Source organism: Algoriphagus sp. 10J20-15, assembly GCF_055809615.1.
Genome location: NZ_JBVVUG010000045.1, coordinates 237,108 through 257,677, shown reverse-complemented (window position 1 = coordinate 257,677; position 20,570 = coordinate 237,108). Strand labels below are relative to the sequence as shown.

At 40.2% G+C, this 20,570-nt stretch carries 27 protein-coding genes; 9 read left to right on the top strand and 18 right to left on the bottom strand.

Annotated elements, in window-relative coordinates:
• Positions 1-8: 8 nt before the first annotated feature.
• Positions 9-374 (top strand): preprotein translocase subunit SecG, encoded by a 366-nt coding sequence (secG, locus tag AC0L6R_RS20965; protein WP_473272984.1) that lies wholly within the window; start codon positions 9-11, stop codon positions 372-374.
• Positions 375-635: 261 nt separating this feature from the next.
• Here the strand turns inward: secG and AC0L6R_RS20960 are convergent, their stop codons facing one another.
• Complete coding sequence (locus AC0L6R_RS20960; protein ID WP_473272982.1) at positions 636-1,148, bottom strand: hypothetical protein; 513 nt, start codon at positions 1,146-1,148, stop codon at positions 636-638.
• A 214-nt stretch (positions 1,149-1,362) separates the two neighbouring features.
• Between AC0L6R_RS20960 and AC0L6R_RS20955 the strand changes: the two genes are divergently transcribed.
• From AC0L6R_RS20955 to AC0L6R_RS20945, 3 genes are all read left to right on the top strand, one after another.
• A complete protein-coding gene (locus tag AC0L6R_RS20955; RefSeq protein WP_086542933.1) occupies positions 1,363-1,641 on the top strand; it encodes a co-chaperone GroES in 279 nt (92 codons plus the stop codon).
• Positions 1,642-1,679: 38 nt separating this feature from the next.
• A complete protein-coding gene (gene groL, locus AC0L6R_RS20950; protein WP_283411385.1) occupies positions 1,680-3,308 on the top strand; it encodes a chaperonin GroEL in 1,629 nt (542 codons plus the stop codon).
• A 174-nt stretch (positions 3,309-3,482) separates the two neighbouring features.
• On the top strand, positions 3,483-3,875 hold the full coding sequence (locus tag AC0L6R_RS20945; protein WP_283411386.1) for a response regulator: 393 nt from the start codon (positions 3,483-3,485) through the stop codon (positions 3,873-3,875).
• 7 nt (positions 3,876-3,882) lie between these two features.
• Here AC0L6R_RS20945 and AC0L6R_RS20940 read toward each other — a convergent pair whose 3' ends face one another.
• Both AC0L6R_RS20940 and AC0L6R_RS20935 read right to left on the bottom strand, forming a co-directional pair.
• Entirely contained in the window at positions 3,883-5,016 is a 1,134-nt protein-coding gene (locus AC0L6R_RS20940) for a serine hydrolase domain-containing protein (RefSeq protein WP_473272981.1), read from the bottom strand.
• Positions 5,017-5,124: 108 nt separating this feature from the next.
• Positions 5,125-5,532 carry a GNAT family N-acetyltransferase gene (locus tag AC0L6R_RS20935; protein ID WP_473272979.1) on the bottom strand — a complete coding sequence of 136 codons (408 nt, stop codon included), beginning with the start codon at positions 5,530-5,532 and terminating at the stop codon, positions 5,125-5,127.
• Positions 5,533-5,557: 25 nt separating this feature from the next.
• Between AC0L6R_RS20935 and AC0L6R_RS20930 the strand changes: the two genes are divergently transcribed.
• A complete protein-coding gene (locus AC0L6R_RS20930) occupies positions 5,558-5,818 on the top strand; it encodes a hypothetical protein (protein ID WP_283411389.1) in 261 nt (86 codons plus the stop codon).
• Positions 5,819-5,823: 5 nt separating this feature from the next.
• On the opposite strand, the gene AC0L6R_RS20925 is transcribed toward AC0L6R_RS20930, so the two are convergent.
• The 9 genes from AC0L6R_RS20925 to AC0L6R_RS20885 form a co-directional block, all read right to left on the bottom strand.
• Positions 5,824-6,114 (bottom strand): GNAT family N-acetyltransferase, encoded by a 291-nt coding sequence (locus AC0L6R_RS20925; RefSeq protein ID WP_473272977.1) that lies wholly within the window; start codon positions 6,112-6,114, stop codon positions 5,824-5,826.
• Between the two features lie 3 nt (positions 6,115-6,117).
• Positions 6,118-6,537, bottom strand: coding sequence for a VOC family protein (locus AC0L6R_RS20920; RefSeq protein WP_283411391.1), 420 nt, complete (start codon positions 6,535-6,537; stop codon positions 6,118-6,120).
• A gap of 125 nt (positions 6,538-6,662) precedes the next feature.
• Positions 6,663-7,919 (bottom strand): DEAD/DEAH box helicase, encoded by a 1,257-nt coding sequence (locus AC0L6R_RS20915; RefSeq protein ID WP_473272976.1) that lies wholly within the window; start codon positions 7,917-7,919, stop codon positions 6,663-6,665.
• Between the two features lie 121 nt (positions 7,920-8,040).
• A complete protein-coding gene (locus AC0L6R_RS20910; protein WP_473272974.1) occupies positions 8,041-8,409 on the bottom strand; it encodes a hypothetical protein in 369 nt (122 codons plus the stop codon).
• Positions 8,410-8,509: 100 nt separating this feature from the next.
• Positions 8,510-9,364 carry a hypothetical protein gene (locus tag AC0L6R_RS20905; RefSeq protein WP_473272973.1) on the bottom strand — a complete coding sequence of 285 codons (855 nt, stop codon included), beginning with the start codon at positions 9,362-9,364 and terminating at the stop codon, positions 8,510-8,512.
• A 64-nt stretch (positions 9,365-9,428) separates the two neighbouring features.
• Positions 9,429-9,761, bottom strand: a complete 333-nt coding sequence (locus AC0L6R_RS20900) for a hypothetical protein (protein WP_473272972.1) — start codon at positions 9,759-9,761, stop codon at positions 9,429-9,431.
• Complete coding sequence (locus tag AC0L6R_RS20895) at positions 9,721-10,281, bottom strand: c-type cytochrome (protein WP_473272971.1); 561 nt, start codon at positions 10,279-10,281, stop codon at positions 9,721-9,723. The genes AC0L6R_RS20900 and AC0L6R_RS20895 overlap by 41 nt, the downstream gene beginning before the upstream one ends.
• Entirely contained in the window at positions 10,214-11,620 is a 1,407-nt protein-coding gene (locus AC0L6R_RS20890; protein WP_473272970.1) for a PQQ-dependent sugar dehydrogenase, read from the bottom strand. Before AC0L6R_RS20890 ends, AC0L6R_RS20895 begins: the two co-directional genes overlap by 68 nt.
• On the bottom strand, positions 11,610-12,092 hold the full coding sequence (locus AC0L6R_RS20885) for a PQQ-dependent sugar dehydrogenase (protein ID WP_473272969.1): 483 nt from the start codon (positions 12,090-12,092) through the stop codon (positions 11,610-11,612). Before AC0L6R_RS20885 ends, AC0L6R_RS20890 begins: the two co-directional genes overlap by 11 nt.
• A gap of 383 nt (positions 12,093-12,475) precedes the next feature.
• Here AC0L6R_RS20885 and AC0L6R_RS20880 point away from each other — a divergent pair, with 383 nt between their 5' ends.
• The 4 genes from AC0L6R_RS20880 to AC0L6R_RS20865 all read left to right on the top strand — a co-directional run bounded on the left by AC0L6R_RS20880 (position 12,476) and on the right by AC0L6R_RS20865 (position 14,348).
• The gene (locus AC0L6R_RS20880) at positions 12,476-12,865 is read left to right on the top strand and encodes a hypothetical protein (protein ID WP_473272968.1); all 390 of its coding nucleotides are present in this window, start codon (positions 12,476-12,478) and stop codon (positions 12,863-12,865) included.
• On the top strand, positions 12,852-13,127 hold the full coding sequence (locus tag AC0L6R_RS20875; RefSeq protein ID WP_473272966.1) for a hypothetical protein: 276 nt from the start codon (positions 12,852-12,854) through the stop codon (positions 13,125-13,127). The genes AC0L6R_RS20880 and AC0L6R_RS20875 overlap by 14 nt, the downstream gene beginning before the upstream one ends.
• A gap of 43 nt (positions 13,128-13,170) precedes the next feature.
• A complete protein-coding gene (locus tag AC0L6R_RS20870) occupies positions 13,171-13,530 on the top strand; it encodes a hypothetical protein (protein WP_473272965.1) in 360 nt (119 codons plus the stop codon).
• A gap of 194 nt (positions 13,531-13,724) precedes the next feature.
• A complete protein-coding gene (locus tag AC0L6R_RS20865) occupies positions 13,725-14,348 on the top strand; it encodes a hypothetical protein (RefSeq protein ID WP_473272963.1) in 624 nt (207 codons plus the stop codon).
• Positions 14,349-14,351: 3 nt separating this feature from the next.
• Here the strand turns inward: AC0L6R_RS20865 and AC0L6R_RS20860 are convergent, their stop codons facing one another.
• The 6 genes from AC0L6R_RS20860 to AC0L6R_RS20835 are packed head-to-tail and all read right to left on the bottom strand — an operon-like array spanning position 14,352 to position 20,425.
• Complete coding sequence (locus AC0L6R_RS20860) at positions 14,352-14,555, bottom strand: PD-(D/E)XK nuclease family protein (RefSeq protein WP_473272962.1); 204 nt, start codon at positions 14,553-14,555, stop codon at positions 14,352-14,354.
• Complete coding sequence (locus AC0L6R_RS20855; protein ID WP_473272961.1) at positions 14,515-14,937, bottom strand: PD-(D/E)XK nuclease family protein; 423 nt, start codon at positions 14,935-14,937, stop codon at positions 14,515-14,517. Before AC0L6R_RS20855 ends, AC0L6R_RS20860 begins: the two co-directional genes overlap by 41 nt.
• The gene (locus tag AC0L6R_RS20850; protein WP_473272960.1) at positions 14,897-15,586 is read right to left on the bottom strand and encodes a PD-(D/E)XK nuclease family protein; all 690 of its coding nucleotides are present in this window, start codon (positions 15,584-15,586) and stop codon (positions 14,897-14,899) included. The genes AC0L6R_RS20855 and AC0L6R_RS20850 overlap by 41 nt, the downstream gene beginning before the upstream one ends.
• Entirely contained in the window at positions 15,573-17,222 is a 1,650-nt protein-coding gene (locus AC0L6R_RS20845; protein ID WP_473272959.1) for a hypothetical protein, read from the bottom strand. The genes AC0L6R_RS20850 and AC0L6R_RS20845 overlap by 14 nt, the downstream gene beginning before the upstream one ends.
• Positions 17,215-18,405 (bottom strand): hypothetical protein, encoded by a 1,191-nt coding sequence (locus AC0L6R_RS20840; protein ID WP_473272958.1) that lies wholly within the window; start codon positions 18,403-18,405, stop codon positions 17,215-17,217. The genes AC0L6R_RS20845 and AC0L6R_RS20840 overlap by 8 nt, the downstream gene beginning before the upstream one ends.
• Entirely contained in the window at positions 18,326-20,425 is a 2,100-nt protein-coding gene (locus AC0L6R_RS20835; protein WP_473272957.1) for a UvrD-helicase domain-containing protein, read from the bottom strand. Before AC0L6R_RS20835 ends, AC0L6R_RS20840 begins: the two co-directional genes overlap by 80 nt.
• Between the last annotated feature and the right edge of the window lie 145 nt (positions 20,426-20,570).

The following is a 20,570-nucleotide window of genomic DNA, read 5'->3' as shown; positions in this document are numbered from 1 at the left end:
CATATTATATGTTTACTTTATTGATTACAATTATTCTAATTTTGGCCGTATTGCTAATCTTAGTGATTCTAGGACAAAATTCTAAAGGTGGAGTTGGAGCTGCATTTGGTGGTAGCGCCTCACAAATCATGGGTGTAACCCGAACTGGAAATGTGCTTGAAAAAGCCACCTGGGTATTGGCAGTCTCTATCCTTGTATTGTCTTTGGCATCTTCTGCATTCTATTCAGGATCACAGTCCAACCAATTCTCTTCTCCTAATATTGAGAATGCGAAGCAGCAAGTGGTAGCTCCTACTTTTGGCGAAGACGAAAGCCTTCTACCTGCCACTACTGAAGAAGCAACTACAGAGCCTGACACTACATCAGGTAACTAAGCAATAAAGTTCTATGGAATTTGAAAGTCTGCTCCCAAAGAGCAGACTTTTCTTGTTTTCAACCTATAGTGAGACAGACTTAAGCAAAAGTCTCTTACTGATAGGGACTAAAGTCTCTTCTATTGGAAATTCTCTTTGGCTATGAATTCTCCACGTAGCAGGGTTTGGCAGCTCCTTGATTTCACGCACCAGGTCATTTTTATTTGCTCTAACGTATTGACTAAGCTACGTTGGAACACCCCTACCAGCCACATGCTAATGCTAACGAAACTTTTCACCAGCGAAATGCAGTAAACTAGATTTATACCGGAAGGCATGAATATCCTGCTTTTTATCTCTGGTCATCAATATATAACCTTCCTGATTATAGATCGGCACAATCCCGACCGGCTCAAATTCAAGTTGCTCTTCCACGAAATCATAGATCGCCCTACCTTCATCTATCTTCGAAGTGATCTTGGGTAACGCAAATTCAGTGATTAGAGATAGTTCTTTCATGATTCCGTCCTCGCTGACCTTTGATTGATAATTCAACCTTCCTTTTTGAAAGTCGATAGAATCTAAGGTCTTGGGAAACAGGTTTGCCATCTCTTTCTTACCTGATTTTAATTCGTTCAAATCACGGTAATGATCAATCAACTCTGCAAGGACAGGATAAAGCTTCATCGCATTAAAATGCTTATTAGTTTCCTGTAAATAGGCCAACAATTGATACTTTTTATACTCAAAATCTATTAGGCCTTCTGTTATCCAGTTTTTAGGTAGTGATGTCATAGGGAATAGGTTTGGATATAAATTACGAATTTCTGACAAATTTGAAGCGATGAGAGCAAAAATGGCAGTCTCTCCTGCCAAAAAAAACTGGCTGTGGACACATTTTCCCCAGCTTTTACAGCCGATTTGTCAGCCTTTAGCCAGAATCCTTGCTTGGCACAGGAAGTGCTAATAGGCAATTACATTTTAATCTAACCTTAAACGAATTTATATTATGTCAAATGTGAACATCAAACCTCTTGCAGACAGAGTTTTGGTACAACCTGCTGCAGCTGAAGAGAAAACAGCTTCTGGACTTTACATCCCAGATACCGCTAAGGAAAAACCACAAAAAGGTACTGTAGTAGCAGTAGGAAATGGCAAAAAAGATGAGCCTCTAACCGTTAAAGTTGGTGATACTGTATTGTACGGTAAATATTCCGGTACTGAGCTAAGCGTAGAAGGCAGTGACTATCTTATCATGAGAGAGTCTGACATCTTTGCAATACTTTAATAAATCATCCTTAATCGTTAACTCAAAATAGTAACAATATGTCTAAGCAATTATTTTTCAACACAAGTGCAAGAGATCAGCTGAAGAAAGGCGTTGATGCACTTGCTGACGCAGTAAAAGTGACATTGGGTCCAAAGGGACGTAATGTGATCATTGATAAAAAATTCGGTGCACCTACCATTACTAAAGATGGTGTGTCTGTAGCAAAAGAAATCGAATTGGCTGAGCCAATCGAGAATATGGGTGCTCAGTTGGTAAAAGAAGTAGCTTCTAAAACTGCTGACAATGCAGGTGATGGTACTACTACTGCTACTGTCCTCGCTCAATCTATCTTCGGTGTAGGTATCAAAAACGTAGCTGCCGGAGCTAACCCAATGGATCTTAAGAGAGGTATTGACAAAGCAGTTGCTGCTGTTGTTAAGCAACTTCAAGCTGATTCTAAGCAAATCTCTACTTCTAAAGAAATCGCTCAAGTAGCGACTGTATCTGCTAACAATGACGAAGAAATCGGAACAATGATTTCTAACGCAATGGACAAAGTAGGTAAAGACGGTGTGATCACTGTTGAAGAAGCAAAAGGTACTGAAACTGAAGTTAAAACTGTAGAAGGTATGCAGTTTGACAGAGGTTACCTTTCTCCTTACTTCGTGACTAACACGGAGAAAATGGAAGTAGAATTAGAGCAGCCTTACATCTTGATCTACGACAAAAAGATCTCTTCGATGAAAGAATTGCTTCCAGTTCTTGAGCCAGTAGCTCAGTCAGGAAAAGGTCTAGTAATCATTTCTGAAGATGTAGACGGAGAAGCTCTTGCTACTTTGGTAGTGAACAAAATCAGAGGTGCCTTGAAAGTGGCAGCTGTGAAAGCTCCAGGTTTCGGTGATAGAAGAAAAGCTATGTTGGAAGACATCGCTATCCTTACTGGCGGAACAGTAATTTCTGAAGAAAGAGGTTTCAAATTGGAAAATGCTACTATCGACATGCTTGGTAGAGCTGAGAAAATCAACATTGACAAGGACAATACGACTCTTGTGAATGGTGCTGGTGATGCAGCTGCTATCAAAGGCAGAATCGCTGAAATCAAAGCTCAGATTGACAAAACTACTTCTGATTACGACAGAGAGAAACTGCAGGAAAGACTTGCTAAACTTTCTGGTGGTGTAGCTATCCTTTATATCGGTGCTGCTACTGAAGTAGAAATGAAAGAAAAGAAAGACCGTGTTGATGATGCACTTCACGCAACTAGAGCTGCCGTTCAAGAAGGCGTGGTAGTAGGTGGTGGTGTAGCACTCGTAAGAGCTGCCGAAGCACTTAATAACCTGAAAGGTCTTAACGAAGATGAAGATACTGGTATCAACATCATCAGACAGGCTATCGAGTCTCCATTGAGAACTATCGTTTCTAATGCTGGCGGTGAGCCTTCTGTAGTGATCAATAAGATCAGAGAAAACAAAGGTAACTATGGCTACAATGCAAGAACTGACGTCTACGAAGACTTGTTCAAAGCAGGTGTAATCGATCCTACTAAAGTAACTCGTTTAGCTCTTGAGAATGCAGCATCTATTGCAGCACTTCTATTGACTACTGAGTGTGTAGTAGCAGATATGAAAGAAGAATCTCCTGCAATGCCTCCAATGGGCGGCGGAGGAATGGGTGGCATGATGTAATCACTGGTTCACCATACTTTAAGAGGAGGTTCTAAAGAACCTCCTTTTTTATTGCCTGAGTATTAGCAGCTCCATATTTTAAATTTAAAAAAGGCGGTTAAACCTTTTTCTTGGATCAGTATTAATTGTATTTTGGCTTAGTCAATTATCCTTTTTTCTATTTCAATCCCATAAATGATCCAATTTGACACAATTTTTCTAGTGGATGACGACCCCATAAATAACCTTATTAATAAAAGGTTACTTGGAAAAGTTGGTATTACTGATAACATCATAGAATTTCTAGAAGCTGAAGAAGCTCTTAGCCAACTCAATGATATTGACCCAAACAAGTCTCTTCTTATTTTTTTGGACATAAATATGCCCGTTTTAAATGGGTGGGAATTCCTCAATAAATACCAAGAGGCTCACCCGAATAGACGTGATAAAATAGTTATTCTTTCTAGTTCTATCGATTATCAAGATAGATTTAAAGCTCAAGGTTATAAGATAGTTTCAGGCTTTTTAGAAAAACCCCTGACCTTTGAGAAAATTAAGACTCAATTAGAGAAATACACGAAAGAATAACCCCAGATTAGTTAATAATGGGTCCCAGTCTATCCCAAATGTCTCTGATCAAAAGAAATGGAACCAACGCATTATCTCCCGACCCACCCATTCTTATAATAACCAATCCTTCTGAGGGTACGACCATCAAGAACTGTCCATTTTTTCCCATAGCCTGGTACATATCTACAGGTGCATTAGGCACTAGCATACCTGGAAAAATTGTTTGAGTTTGTGGAATCATATAAGAACTCTGCCCATTCAGCCAAGTGAGGTATCCATAACTTCGATTCAGGGTTTGAGAGGATTTTGATAACTCATTGAAAAAGTCTCCTGACCAGATCTGAACTCCGTCCCAATCCCCCTTTGCAAGCAATAAAAGCCCAAATCTTGCAAAGGAGCGGGCGTCACTATAGAACACATTATTCTCGCCGGTTCTCTGCCAAAACCCTTTCATTCCTATTTTTCCACCCAAATTTTCATTGAAGAAATTTTGATAGCTTTGACCAGATGCATTTTGAACTACCTGTTCTAACAAAGTATAAGGAGCATTGTGGTAAGCCCATCTCTTACCAGGCTCAGCTAAAAACACTAAGGAAGAAGGCTTAGTCACATCTGAATTTGCTACTTCATCATCCAGTCCAGTGGTCATGGTTAGCTGATGAATTATTCGAATATCACGCTCTTGGTTGTTGGTGAGTGATGTCCAGCCTTCGCCAAGATATTTTTGCGTTCGGTCATTAGTTTTCAACAACTTTTTATTCTCAGCAATACCTACCAATGTAGCAGTGAGAGTTTTTCCTGCAGAAGCCCAATACCAATAGGAGTTTTCATCCATCTCTCCAGCACCAGTTAACTTTTTGCCCCAATATTCCTCAACTACTATTTTACCATCTTTGATAATGATAAAAGCTCTGGTATCCTGGGTAGGTAGCCAAGCTAGAAATTCCGCAAATTTCACTCCGTCCCATCCTAGGTCTGCTATGGGTTGCTTTTCCCAAATCGAGGATTCGGTCGGGGGAAAATATAGATTTGAATTGTTAGGCGCAGGTTTTTGAGCTTCCGCACAGGCAGCGATCAATACTACCAAATACGCGAGGATCAATATTTCTCTCAAATTCTTTACCACTACTTTCTTAATCAAAATCTTAAAAAGCCTCATTTTTATATTATTACAAATTAGATGTAAGAAGAGCAGATAGGTTTAATCGACCTACAAATTCAAGGTGAATCTTCTGGTCCAAAATAAGTCATAAAAAAGTAAATAAACCTATTTAATCTGTTCATCCGGCTTCAACTGATAGCAGCGTTCATGGAGCTCAAAACCAATTTTCTGGTAAAATTGAATAGAGCCTTCAGCGGAAAATAAAAATAGCCTGGCATCGGGAGCTAAGCTCCGGGCAAACTTGAGCATCCCCTTACCTATTCCTTCTCCTTGCCTAGCCGAAATGACTGCTAAGTCTGCTATAAAAGTTCTATAGGAAAAATCAGATAAACCCCGCAACACTCCAACCACTTGTCTTGAATCCCTTGCTACAATCACCAAATTAGAATTACGAAGCATTCTTTCTAAATGGTCGGGGTCATTCATGGGCCTTCTCTCCCCTAATCCTGAATCAGTCAGGACATGAATAAAATCCTGTAGGGGCAAGTTCTTTTCTATTTCATAAGAAACCATTATTTTGAGATATAATTAGTTAATAATGACAGGAGGAGCCGGCTTTATTTCTTCAGCAAACAAGTCTTCGAAGGAGAATCGAAATCTGGGAAAAATCCGTCCCAAATCATCAAGACCTGATGGGGTTACCCGTGAGAAAAATATGGACAAAGCTGACCTAAAAAGCATTGATGAAAGTATCAAGTATAGAAACAGCAGATATTCTTCTTTCTCTAGGAGCGGATACTTCTTCGCAATAATGGTGATCCTTATCTTGGTATGGCTTATCTGGACGCTCTTTTTTTAAATAGGTTAGTTTAAGACATCCTGAAATTCTTCCTTTTTCTTAAACATCGCTTTGGCGAATGGGCAAAGCGGAATGACTTTGATCTCTGCTTTCCGCACGTATTCTACCAGCTCCTTCAAAAGTTTTAATCCTATTCCTTGACCTTGAAGGCTATCATCAACTTCGGTATGCTCTATAATCATCTTTTTTGCACCGGCCATGACATAAACCATTTCTGCAAAGCGCTTAGCTCCTTCTTGGATGAAAAAAGAACCTCTTTTCCCATCAGTTTCATGTTCGATTTTTATTTCACTCATGGTTTAGCTCGTAGTTTTGCCTTCAGTCATTTCATCATAAACTTCGTCTACTGCCTCCCAAAGCTCAATGCTGTGTCCATCCGGATCGAGTATATGCACAAACTTCCCGTATTCTGTATCATCGATCTCATCCAAAATAGTAACTCCTTCTGCCTTTAATTCTTTCACCAACTCCACGAGATTTTCTACACGGTAATTGATCATAAATTCCTTTTCTGAAGGTTTGAAATAAGTAGTATCATCCTTCATCGGAGACCATTGGGTAAAGCCTTTTTGATTCGGATCTTCAGCACTTCTCCATTCAAAAGTAGCTCCATACGGGTCTGTATTTAAGCCTAAGTGTGTCTGATACCAATCTTTAGTCTTTGCTGGATCCTTGACTTTGAAAAATATCCCACCGATACCTGTAACTCGTTTTTTCATTTGATTTCTTGATTGTTTTGATGTATTAAGATAAGGATATTCACAATTCAAAAAACCGGCAAAGGAATTTCAGGATTAACTATGTGCAAATATTAGTACTGATCACTGAAACTGCCTACTGCATTCTAATTGGCCTCTTCAATCTTCACCTTAACCTTCTTCACCCGCTCATTCTTTAATTTTGGCATCAGCTTTTGTACCAAATTACTTTTCACTGCCACATAGGAAGCAAAGTCCATGATAGTAATCAAACCGATCTCAGAACTGCTCAATCCTCCCTTTTTAGTAAGCATTCCCACAATATCACCCTTGCTTACTTTATCCTTTTTGCCGGCACTTACATAGAGGCAAGTCCATTCTTGAGGAACAGGTGGAACGAGCTTCTCTCCCACTATATATTCTTCAATAAATTCTTCAATGTAATCTGGCCTGGATTCGTCATTTGCCAAAATCAGATATGACAATCCTTCTGCATGCATTCTGGCTGTCCTTCCATTTCTATGGATAAAAGCATCTTCTTTTGGAGGCAATTGGTAATGAACTACATGCTTGATCTCCGGAATATCAAGCCCTCGTGAAGCCAAATCAGTCGCGATCAAAAGATTCGTGACTTTGCTTCGGAACCGAATCAGGTTCTTCTCCCGATCGATTTGCTCTAAACCACCATGAAGAACCGAATGAAAATAGTCGTACTCATTCAGCAATGTGCTCAGTCTATCCACTGCATCCCGGTGATTGCAAAAAACGATACAGGACTCATCCTGAAATCCTGCTACCAAACGCATCAGCGTTTCCCCTTTTTCCTTGCTTGAATTATGGACAATCTTCAGTTCCAATTTGGACTCGACCACATCTTTAAGAAAATTAACCGTACGGTGATCTACAAAGGGAAGAAAGTCTGGTAGTCTTTTCAACACAGTCGCCGAAGTTAGCAAATGTCTTTGCTGACCATTCAAGGCTCCGAAAATAACTTTCAATTGCTCGTGAAATCCCATTTGCAAGGACTTATCAAACTCATCCAATACTACCGTCTGCACAGTTTTTGGATCGAAAGAATCTCTTTCTATATGGTCAGCCAGTCTTCCAGGTGTTCCGATAATCACGTCCGGTGATTCACTTAAGCTGTTTGATTCTAACTTGGAAGAATGTCCACCATAAACAGTACTGACTCGAAATGGAGCTTTCATGCCTTTGAAAACCTGCTCGATCTGGATCGCCAATTCTCTAGAAGGCACGATAATCAAGGCCTGTACTTCCCTTACATTTTCTTTCAGTGAATTTAAAAGTGGAATGAGAAAGGCAACTGTCTTTCCTGAACCAGTTGGTGATAAAAGTACGAGATGGGGATTTTTGGCTGCTCTGGAGATGAACTCAGTTTGCATTTCGTTGAGGCTTTCAATCGAAAGGCTTTTGAGATACTGGGCGGTGGAATTTTGTTGTTTTTCTAACACACACAAAAGTACCCATTTCTAATGAGCTAAGCGATCAATTCCCTACCTGCAGCTAAACTTCCTTTCCTTTCACCACTAAAAACCAATCTCCTTCTAGCCCCAAATAGCCATAGTCGTAGCAATAATGGTAGACGTTTCCTTTCTTGGTTTCGTAGAGATGGGTGAAATATTTGAATTGAAATCCATCACTCAACAGTCGCGCACGGGTTGTTTTGCCCATTTCCTCACCTTCAGGAATGATTGATTCCAGAATATTTCGATTCTTTTTCAGGCTGTGATTTACCCTTCGGATGTAATTGGTTGAAAAGGCATTCTGCTGATTGTTGTAGGAATTACGGCATTGATCATCACAGAACTTCTTATCAATTCTGCCTTGAATCACCGAATTACAGTTCAAACAGTATTTTTTCTCTATGGCCATATGCTAAAAAGTTTGAAGGAATTTAAATAAATAGTTTCTAAAAAAATAGCGGGAGGATTATAACTCCACCCGCCAAAATTCGATTTTAATCATTCTTTCACTAATTAAACCTGTAAGAAACTCCAGCAGTTACTGTCATAAAGTGAAGCCAATTTTTCACATAGCCATCTCCCGGCCCTGGCTCATCCTCAGAGGTCCCAACTGCTCCGCCGCCAAGGTAACGAAGATTGAAAAATGCATTTACGTCATTAGTCACTTTCAGTCCTGACCGGATGCTTGCATCCAAAATCGCTCCTTTCACCTCATTATCACTTCCATTCAGATAACTAATCGGAGCATAGATACCGTCTGCTTCAAGTTCTAAGTAAACCAACTCACTCAAATCATACCTGGAACGAACTTTCAGAGCTGGAACTATACCCACGTCTCTGTTGGTACGGAACCTTTCTCCATCGGTAGATTCAAATGTGATAGTAGCGTTTCTTAGCTGTATACTTCCCCCTACAGCCAAATCAAATTTCGGCTTGTTGGGAAGCAATTCCCTCAGATAACTAACTCTATAAAAAGGGAAATTATAAAGCAAATCCACAGAAGTATTTGCTGGATAGACTAAGTCGTCAACCACGATATCATCATTCAGCAAAACCTGAGTTTGAATAGTCAGAGGCTGATACAATAAAATAAATGTGTTGCGCTCCTTAATGTCCAATTCAAGAGAAAGCCTACCCACTGGAAATAGCACATTCTGTCCCCCATCTCTTTTATAATCAAAGTATGTCCCGTTTTCTCCAAACTGCACTTTATGGCTTAATACGGACAAAAAGCCTAATTCAGCCACAGCTCGGAATTCGAAATCCTTCTTTTCTTTTTCTTCCAAAGGATGTGAATTCTGAGCAAAAGCTGGGATGCATAACGCTAAATAAAACAGTGGAATTACAATTTTAACAATCTTCATAATAATAGTTAGTTAGTGGTTTAATCTTACCTCCATTAACTATAAACTAAGAATATTGTTACGTTTACTTCTCAAATTTTAAGGTGTTCAGATTAAAAGTGCTCCATATAGATATTGGCTCTTCTGTAACATATACGAAATAAACATCCCCAAAGTAATCCGTAGCTGGAATAGTAAAGGGAGCTGCAAACCAACCTACTTGCGGTCCTGACGAAGGCCTAGAATCTTTGGTTAAAATGCCGGATTCCGCAATCAACTCACCGTCTGGTGATCCAGCTCTGACCTGAAGCTTCCCTTTGGTATTTCCAGGCATGATAGCCAATGTGATTTGCTTAATCTGATTGAGATCAATATTTCTAAACAGCGAACCAGGAATTATTTGCTGTGAATTGCACATAATGTTCATCTTCAGGATTTGCCCTAGCCACATTTTCAATGCCATCAGCACTGTAAGCAGAAACAGTAGTATTTCTCAATTTCAGCTGATTAGTAGTTTTGATTGGCTTTATTCCATTTGCTCCTTGGTCCTCATAGGAAGCTTGAACCAAATAAAATCCTTCAGAATCTTCCGTGTTTTCAATCTGATATTTACCCGATGCCGGCAAACCAGAAACAGCATTTGGATTCGCTATGCTCAAAACAAAATCAACCATTTGCCCCACCATTTTTTCATCCAAATGAGAATGCCCAGGCATAAGTTGATCTCCCCAAACGCCGGAACCTCCATTTCTAACTTTGTTGATTAGATACGTTTTTGCATCTGGATCATTTTTGTATTTCTCCGAAACTGAGGTGTAATCAGGCCCTACAGATTGATTGCTAATGCCATGACAAGCTTTGCAACCAGCTTCATTGATGTACGTTTCTCCTATACTCAGCACCTCTTCGATGCCCCATCTCAATAATATCGTATCCACCTTCCAAGTAGTCAATACTGACTTTAATTTGTGAAGGGTCAATTTGCCCATCTTCCTTATCACTAGCAGTCACAGCATAATTGATGGCCTGCTTTCCAAAATAAAAGCTCTTGTTTCCAGCCCAATCTATGGACACTACAGGTGCTTCATTTCCGACCTTTATCTCCAAAAATGAAGTTGCATCCTCTCCCTGTTTATCTGTCGCGGTCAAAGTCACCTTATATACACCGGCTGATTCGAACGTGTATGATGGATTCTCTTCATTGGAAGTAAGTCCATTTTCTCCGAATTCCCATTGATAGGTAATCTTATCATCTGTATCTGGATCCTGAGTTCCTGCAGAAGAAAAATTCACCGTTAAAGGAGCAGCACCTTGGGTTTGGTCTGCAGAGATTTGCACGTATGGCTTTCTATTTCCTTCGGAAAAAACAATTCTATACAATCCAGAATCATCGTTATTTGCCCGCCAAAAAGTACCATATTCCAACACATATAAGGACCCGTCTTTGGCGAACTGCATGTCCATAGGCTTTTCAAAATGTGTTTCTGGCATGAAACGCTCCATGGTATCGTATTCAAAATTCTCCGTCAAACTAACTGTGAAAATCCAGTTTCTCATCCAATCATAGATAAATAACTTTTCATTGTAATATCCTGGAAATCTAACTTCTGAATCTTCATAATCTTCACGGTAATATACCTGACCAGCCATGGCATTTCGACCTCCTCGACCAAGCATAGGAAATTCTTCAGACTCAGCATATGGGTAATAAATCAATGCAGGATGAGCTTCTGGAAGGATTTCCATTCCGTTATTATTTGGAGAGGTGTTCTTAGGGGCTTTCGGATCGAATTGGAATAAGCTCTCTCCAGTTTCAAAATCGTATTTCCAATACGCATAATTATTTCCTACAAAATATGGCCAACCGTAATAGCCAGGACCAGTTGCTACGTTGATTTCATCATATCCTCTAGGTCCTCGACCTTCCTTATCCTCAGCACCATCGGGCCCCACTTCACCCCAAAACAAGTTCCCATTATGGCTATCGATAGAAAATCTAAAGGGATTCCTGTTTCCTTTGACATAGATCTCAGGGCGTGTTTTTGGAGTGCCTACAGGAAATAAATTCCCTTCAGGAATAGAATAGCCACCTTCAGGATTTGGCTTGATTCTAAGAATCGCTCCGCGCAAATCGTTGGTATTTCCCGAGCTTCGCTGGGCATCCACATTTTTGGGTTGATCAGGACGCTCATCGATAGGATTGAAATTACTAGACTCGAAAGGAGTAGTGTCATCACCGATGCCGAGGTATAAATTACCTTCTGAATCAAACTCCAATCCTCCACCGGAGTGGCAGCATCCTCTGGAACAGATCGATATCTAAAATTTTAACCTCAGAAGCTAAGTCAAGCTGATTATCTACGAAATCAAATCGGGAAATTCTATTTAGTGCAGCTTCATTTGCCGGAGCATAATAAAGATATAGCCAGTGATTCTCGGCAAAATTAGGATCTTTCGCCATCCCCATCAAACCATCTTCACGTTCTGGAAACACGTCTAGTTCACCTACTACAATTGTTTCTCCAGAATCTTCCTGATAAAGTTTAAGCAAACCGTGACGCTCTATAATCAATACATCACCGTTATCCAATACCTCTATCTCCATAGGTTCATTGAAATTCCCAGCAAGAGGTATTTTCGTGAAACGTGATTCATCAGGCTTTATAGTTGCAAATGGATCTTCTTGCTTTTTGTCACAACCCCAAAAACTCATAGCACAAACTGCAAACAGAATAAGATATTTTCTCATAGGTATTATTCAGACTTTTATCTAGGCGTGAAGGTATAGAAAACTGAAAAACACGCGCCAAGATTATGATTAAAGGTTTATAATCAAGACAAGAGAACCTCTCTTTCCAAAACAACCAACGAGATCGCTTAATGGTTTTACGGCCATTAAATACCAATAGTAAGAGTCATTGTTTGATAAACTTGACACTATTATTCGCCTCAGCAGTCTTCCAATACAAGTCAAGAAACTAGGAAAGGAGATTGATAACAAGATGTCATTGTTTTATTTAGCAATTAGACTCTTATAAAAAAAAATCATCTTTTATCCGCAAGCGATGTAGCACATTATTGTTTTGATACGTCTGACTAATACATACTTTTATACCACTAAACTCGAACTATATGAAATCCCTCTACTCCTCCGCGATTTTCTTACTTTCAGTTTTTGTTTTTTCTTCCTGCCATGATGAAATGAATTCTTCGTACACTTATCGGACAATGATGCCCGTCTATTACGAAATGAGCGATATCAGGGCAAGAGTCATTACTACCGAGCCGGCCCAACCGTTGGACAATCCTGGCAAAATCTACATTTATCAAGATTACCTTTTTATCAACGAACCCACAAAAGGTATTCACATACTGAATAATGAAAATCCTGCCAACCCTATCAATTTAAGCTTTATTCCAATTGCAGGTAACGTAGATTTAGCAGTAAACGGTAACATTCTTTATGCTGATAATTACGTCGACTTGTTGGCTTTTGACATTAGTAATATTGCAAACATTTAAACTTATCAAAAGGATAGAAGATGTTTTTACTCATATGTATTACCATCAAACCGGTGAAATTATCACATTTAAGGACACCGTACTGACTTCAGAAAACCCAAACTGGGGAGGAGAATTTTGGCTGATGAATTCCAGCATGAGCTTTTCTGCTAATTACTCCGCAGCGTCTCAAAGTTATGGTACAGGTGGATCCATGGCTAGATTCACACTTTCTAATGAGCATCTTTACGCTGTAGACGAATCTGACCTTACGGGTATTTGATGTTAAAACAGCTTCCAATCCCACTTTTGTAAAACCTATTGATTTGGGCTGGGGAATAGAAACTATTTTTCCTTTTCAGGACAAACTGTTCATAGGATCAAATGTAGGTATGCATATTTACGATGCGAATACACCTAATTCCCCTACTCGAATGGCTGTATATGAGCACGTACAAGCCTGCGATCCAGTCGTGGTTAATGAAGATTACGCCTTTGTAACCCTCAGAAATGGAACTGCATGCAATGGCGTGGATGAACTGCATGTCATCGATATTAATGACTTGTACAATCCAACACTAAAAAAATCTTACCCTATGCTTAATCCTCACGGTTTAGGTTTGGCAGGCAAACTTTCTCTACATAGCGGAAGGTGCGCACGGTTTAAAAAGCTTCAATGCAACTGATGTTATGAACATAGATCAAAATCAACTTGAATTCTTGACCGATCAAAAGTCGGTCGATTTGATTCCGGGGCCTAAATCCCTAATTGTTATTGGCCCAGATGGCGTATGCCAATTTGACTACAGCAATCCAGCTAAACTGAAAAAACTTAGCTGTATCCAAGTCACAAATCCTACCCAGTTTTATTGATAGGTAGATGTTTCGAAAAGCTAAACTCATATGTATTGGTTTACTATTCCTGAGTTTTAAAAGTTTGGCTCAGGAGAAGAAATATTTCGGGCAAACTGAAATTGGGATCTTATTTGGCAAAAGTGAGGAACAATGGGATGGAAATCAGGAAGAGCGGACAGATTTAACACTCCTCACCTATCATGGAATGAAGATCACTCGAAGTCATGTGGTTGGTTTTTCGGTAGGACTGGATCAATATGATGGCATTGCTATTTTACCGCTTGCATTTGGATACCGTGGATTTCTGGGAAAAGAAGGTAAACCGAAAATTTTTGGAGGGATAGATTTGGGTTATGGTTCGGCTATGCTGGAAAAAAGGGAAGAAACTGAATGGAGCAAAAGCTGGTATAGAGGAGGATTAATGTTTAGCCCTTCGGTAGGATTCAGCTTTCCAGCCCGAAAAGGAAACTCTGCCCTTTCACTTAGCGTGGCATATAAGCGGCAGGACATTTCCTATTTCCAAGGCATTTTGACCGGACCTGGTGCTCAAACCATCGTCTCCACCCAGCTACCTCCTGGATTCAGCTCCTTGTCAAAAACTGAAAATTTATATAGAAGTTTTGTACTTCGTGCGGGATTGATGTTTTAGAATCTACCTACCACAAATCTCCCGATACGGACAGTACTCGCATTTCTTCACATCTTCCGTTTGGTCAAATGGAATTTCAGGATTGTAGATATCCTCCAAAAGTGATTTAAGACCTGCCCTATAATCTTCTTCAAATTGTCTGTAATCATCAACTTCAATTCCTGTCTTATAAGGCAGTTTCTGTTGTAAATAGGAATTGAAATACATCCCCAAACATTTCCCTTAGATTGAAAATCGCAGGTTTAAGAGGCAAGGTATTGCTAGGATTTGTAGCTTGATAGATCAATCCATAAAACATCGTTTGCATCGCTGCTTTATTTCGGGACTTATGCTCACGATCAAAAAGTGACTCCACATCAGGGAAAGTCTTATTGTCCTGACCTGATTTGTAATCGATCAGCCTTACAGAACCGTTATGCTCATCCACACGGTCAATGATTCCTTTTAGAGACACCGTCTGCGTTCCAGCCGAGGTTTCAATAGGCAGGCCTGCAGTATATTTTTTCTCTTTCTCAAGAGAAATCAGCTTAAATGGCGCAGAAGCCTCATCAATTTTCAATATCTGATGCAGGTATTTCTGCAGCCACATCACGCGCAATTGCCATTTGCCCATTAAGTTTTGTATCTACTTCATCTTCTAAATGATAGAATTGGCGTATGGCTTTTTCAATTGCCGGAAACACCCAATTCTTACTCAACTCATCGAAATCTGTCTTTTCAAGCAAAGTTCTATTCTTTCGCTTCGCAAAATCCTGATACAAAATCTCCATGCTCAAATGTGCAAGATTCCCGAAAACAGCGGCATCAATCTCCTCACTTACCTCCTGCTTTTCCTGAATATTTGCCAGGTACTGAAGGTAGAATTTCAGCCTACAATCCAGAAATACGCTTAGCGCAGACGGTGAAAATGAAGTCTTCGATTGTCCATGCTCATCGAGCAGATATCTGTCCAGCAAACCTAAAACTTCAGAATCCTTTTGGATCGTAATCGCTTCCGGAGATTTCTGATCGATGGGTATGAAAACAACCTCTTCCTCCATCTCTCTTCCAAGCTCCACACCCATTTGCTGCATGTAACGGCTCTTTTCTCCTGCTTTTCCCTGATCCGAAGCTGTAGTATAAATCATATGAACTTCCTCCGCACTATGCAATAATCTATAGAAAGTATAGGCATAAATAGAGTCATTCTGCTCTTGCACTGGCAAGCCAAAGGCTTTGCGAATATTAAAAGGAATCATGGAAAATCAGACCTGCTGAAGGAGGAAAGCTATCCTCATTCATATTGCAAATGATCACTCGCTTGAAGTCAAGGTTTCTGGATTCCAACACGCCCAGCATGATTTGTAAACCTTGAAGTGGCTCACCTTCAAAAGGCAATTTGACCTCCCGAAAAATTTGACGAAAAAGGCGAATAAAGAATTCTCTATTAATGGAAAGAATATCCTGACCTGCAAAAATCTCACGTAATCTCGTAAGTTGCTTGAAGCATTGATACGAATAAGAACGCTGCAAAGGCTCATCCTTCAATCGCTCAGCCAAAGCTTCCATCAGCTTAGCCAGATAGGGAAAAAGAGAATCATTCTCCAACTTTTGAAAGATCAATTGAAACAACCCACCTCCTTTGTGAAGCTTTTCTGCTGAAACATGAATCTGGTTCAAAAGCTGCATTTCTTCCATCAAGTTCTCAGCAAATCCCGGATTTGCACTTTTGAGATAAATGGAGCTTAGGAGATTTTTAACTGCAGTATGATAAAACAATACTTTCCCATCCTCTTCTTTGATGAAGCGTTGCATCTCCAGCACAGCTTCCAAAAAGGAGTAAACCGGCGCATTTTTCACAGGATAACCCATGGTAACGTTCACCTTATCGACTTGCTCAGGCAATGTGTGAAGGACAGGAAAGAGCATCTGCTCGTCTGGCAAAATAACCACAGTTTCTTCCCATGCTTCCCCAGCTGGAATCTTCTCTAGGATTGAACCAACCAAATTTGCCTGATTGGTCTTCAGAGGAGTTGCGTAGGTCTTGATCCTTGCCTTCCTATCATCAATCTGGGTAGGAATGTGTTCCGGAAAAGTTGGTCCAAAGATCTTGTCCTTTTGATAATCACGGAAAAACAAACCTGCTTCTTGGACTTTATCCTCTAAATAATAGGCATCAATATCCCAGTAAATCTTTGCCTCAAATTCAGTGATATAATGTTTGATCAAGACTTCTTCAGTTCCTGTGAAGGCATTAAACCCCACAAAATGATGTACTTTCTCAGGTCGAGGAATGCTCTCCAAACCCTCCGCAACTTTTCTATACAACATCCCAGAATAAGCCAAACCGGATACTACAAGTGAAGCCTGAAAACTAGTGTAAAGCGGACTTAGCAATTGCCAGAACTTCAAAAACTTTTCCTGATGATCCCTATCCTGATTTACAAATGATGCCCAAAATTGCCGAATCAAAGCAATTTGACTCTCAGTCAGAAAACTCAAATCCGACTCTAATTCCTTGATTTCAGACAAATGATGGTAGAGCTTACCAGCATCCGCCATGAACTGATCCACATCATTGAAATCCTTCAGGATCATTTCTCCCCAGAAATAGAATCGATCGAAAGTTTCGGCTTCTGGATTAAGATCCTGATATACCCGATACAATTCAAAAATTAAGGTCAAATCATCAGCAGGTCTGTTTCCTGCTAGATCATAGAATATCTCTTCGATAGTCTTCACTTCAGGCATCCACGTGGGTTCGCTGATCAGACTCCCAAGGTGTTGAGTGAAAAATAATCCTGCTCGCCTATTAGGCAAAACTACGGTGAGCTTTTGCAGATCAACTCCACTTTCGAGGATTTCTTTGGCTGTATTTCTTAAAAAACTATGCATTGATTTCCTCGATTACTCCTGTTTCTAAATAACATAAATAGCCCTTTGCTGGCTTCTGTGATAGCTTTGACACCAATTCCATATATTCTCTCACTTGATTGGCATAGCGACTTTGAGCCTCACCCGTTTTAAAATCCACGATCACAGCTTCATTTTCATTTAGGATAATTCGATCTGGCCTTTTCTGCTTTCCTCCTGGTAAAAGAATCCCCTGTTCTGCCAATAAAATCCCTTTGGTGTCAAACAGCGAAGCAAAAAGTGAATCCATAAATAAATGCTCTAATTGCTGCTCGACTAGCTGTTTTTCCTCCTCGTTCAATCTTCCTTCAAAATAGAATGACTGCAAATTCTGTAATGATGAAGCCTTGTCGACAGACAATTCCAATATCTCATGCACAATCAAGCCAAACTTCTGTTTCTTCCGCTGCTCCATTCCTTCCATCGAAAAATCAACCGCATATTTCTTTAGCGTAAGCACTTCAGCCCAGTTTTTATATGCCCATCGAAGTTCCGGAGATTTTCTAGGAAGTATTGATTTCACTTGATTTACAGGCCATTCGCCTAACTCAAACACTTTTGACTCTGAGTCATAATGAGAAATCAAGCTTAAATTATCCTCTGAACCAGTATGAGATTGAACTAATTGTTGAAGTTGAACTTCGATTGAATTCTGCGAACCAATTTTCTCCTTGTATGGTATAAAACCAAAAAAGACATCCTCTGCTCTTGTTAGCGCCACATATAGCATATTTAAGCTGTCCAAATAGGCCATCGTAGCTTCATCAGCGTAAGTAGCGCTGAAGTCAGAATTCGCCAAATCCCCACTTAATGTCAACGGAATAATAGCAGAGAGCCCTTTCTTTCTATCCTCAAATGGTGACCACACCACATTGCCCTTCGTAATATCAAAGATCGTCCACTTAAGGAAAGGCATCATAACTACCTTAAATTGCAGACCTTTTGACTTATGAATTGTGAGAATTCGCATTGCATTATGACCATCAGGGATTTTGACGGTGCGCTTAGTCTGATTGGTTTCCCACCATTCCAAGAAACCGCTCAAATCCGCCCTGTTATTGGCTGTGAAGTCATATACAGCCTCCTTAAATCCCGAGATATAAGCCTTTTTCAGGCCCAACTCCATCAATCCAAGCACTTTGATCAACTCCTCTAAAGCCTCCATTAGTGGCAACTGAAGCATCAAAATTTCCTCTTTCCTGGAATTGCTTAACCTGCTTTTCAAGAAAGTCTGGCATCTTCTCCAAAGCAAACAATTCGTGATCTACGGGAGCGTCCATTAGCACTGCCAGATAATACCACATGGTTTTATACTGAACTTTATCGGCTGGATTGTGCAAGTAATTGAAGCCAGAAACAAGTGCTTTCACTGAAGCCGACTTATTTAAATACATAGACTCATCGGAAAGTACATCGAAGCGGTATGCAGTGTCAGGATGCTCCGCCGCATAGCTCATCATGCAATCTGCTATCGCTTCACCCTCTGATCTTGTTCTCACTAGAAAAGCGATATCCTCCAGTTCATATCCATGATCCTGCAACTCCATGACCCGCTCAGGCAATTTTCCTAGAACGATCTCATCGAACTTACCCACCTCTTCTTCATCCTTGGGATCGATAAATTCCAGTTTAACCTTTCCCTTAAAAGCTGACTTTTCCTTTTTAGGGGAAATTTTCTGAAAAGAATCGGTATAAGCTTGAGAAAGAATTTGCGCATTTTCAACTCCATAACTTGAACCCAAAACCTGCTCCATTGCCCGTGGCAAGGCCTTAAAAACCGCATTATTGAAGTTGATGATATTGGGAAGGCTGCGGGAATTCGTGTCCAGATTCTCCAATTGTATGCTTTCCTTTCCAATTTCATCCTCCACCTGTGAAAGCAATAATTTCATCTCACCACCTCGCCAGCGATAGATCGATTGCTTTACATCTCCTACCAATAAATTGGTTTGGCCTTGACCAAGGGAATTTTCTAGCAGAGGTTTGAAACTATCCCATTGAAAACCTGAGGTATCCTGAAATTCATCAATCAGGTAGTTCTTGTACTGATTGCCGACTTTCTCATAGATGAAAGGCGTATCATTTCCTTTGGTGATTTCCTTTAGAAATTCATTTGCATCGGAAATAAGTAGAATATTTTCCTCGTCTTTGATTAGCGTAAGTTCGTCTAGAAGATTCCTAAAAACCCCATAGACATAGCTGTTCTTTGCAATGGCCTGAAGTGTATTCCACTTACCTGTAAGAACCAAAATTTGGTGGAAAATCTGATTTAAACCTTGATCGTAGGCAGATAGAATAGCATCCGTTTGCTTACTTGTTTTGGTATGCCAGCTTGCGGGATTGTCTATTTTAGCTAATGTCGCGGGTGTAAGCTCGGGAAGGGGATTGCTTCGATCACCAAGCTTGTCCAATATTTTGATAAAGCCTCGATTAAAATCCGACCATTCCAATCCATTTGCAATGCGAATAGCTTCCGCTTGCTTACCTAACTCTTTTGCTAAGTTGACAATCTCATTTTTACGCTCCCTTACAAAAGACTGTAGTAAAGTGATATTTTCTTTATCCTTCAGAAACTCCTTGATTTCAGGAGCATATTTTTTAAAATCTTCCTGAAAAATCTGCTGACCTAAGCCCCGGATATTTCGTCTAATGTCCCAGGATTTTCCATTTTGGATTTGCTCGTAGGCATAGTCCACCAACCACTTGTGCAGAAATTCATCCTCCATTACAAGCATTACTACCCGATCCACCACGCGCTCCAAAACTGCAGTTTGATCCAATTCCACATCAAATTTGGCATTTAGGTCAATCTCCCGGGCAAAGGCTCGCACCACTTTTTGGAAGAAACTATCGATGGTACTCACAGAGAATCTTCCATAATCATGAAGAATCGCAGTGAGCGTCTGCTGAGCCAATAGTTTTAGGCCGGCTTCATCCACTCTCAAGGTGCTCATCAGTTCAGAATCCATCTTTTCATCTGGATTCACTTGATTCCGCAGGCGTTTCAGTTCTTCCACGATCCGCTCTTTCATCTCCTGTGTAGCCTTATTGGTAAAGGTCACAGCAAGGATTTGCTTGAAAGCATGCGGGCTCCTAAGGGCAAGTTTGAGGTACTCCAGCGTCAGCGTGTAGGTTTTCCCAGAGCCCGCTGAGGATTTGTAAATGATAAAGGGTCTTTGATCCATATAGAAAAAGTAAGGGAACTAAGATAAGGAAGGAAGTCAGTTTCAAGACTATTGAATTCAAGCTTTGACGAATATTGTCGGATATAAATGCAGCAAGTTCACCAGTTCAATGTTTAATAAAGTCTTGGATTTAGCAATGATTTTT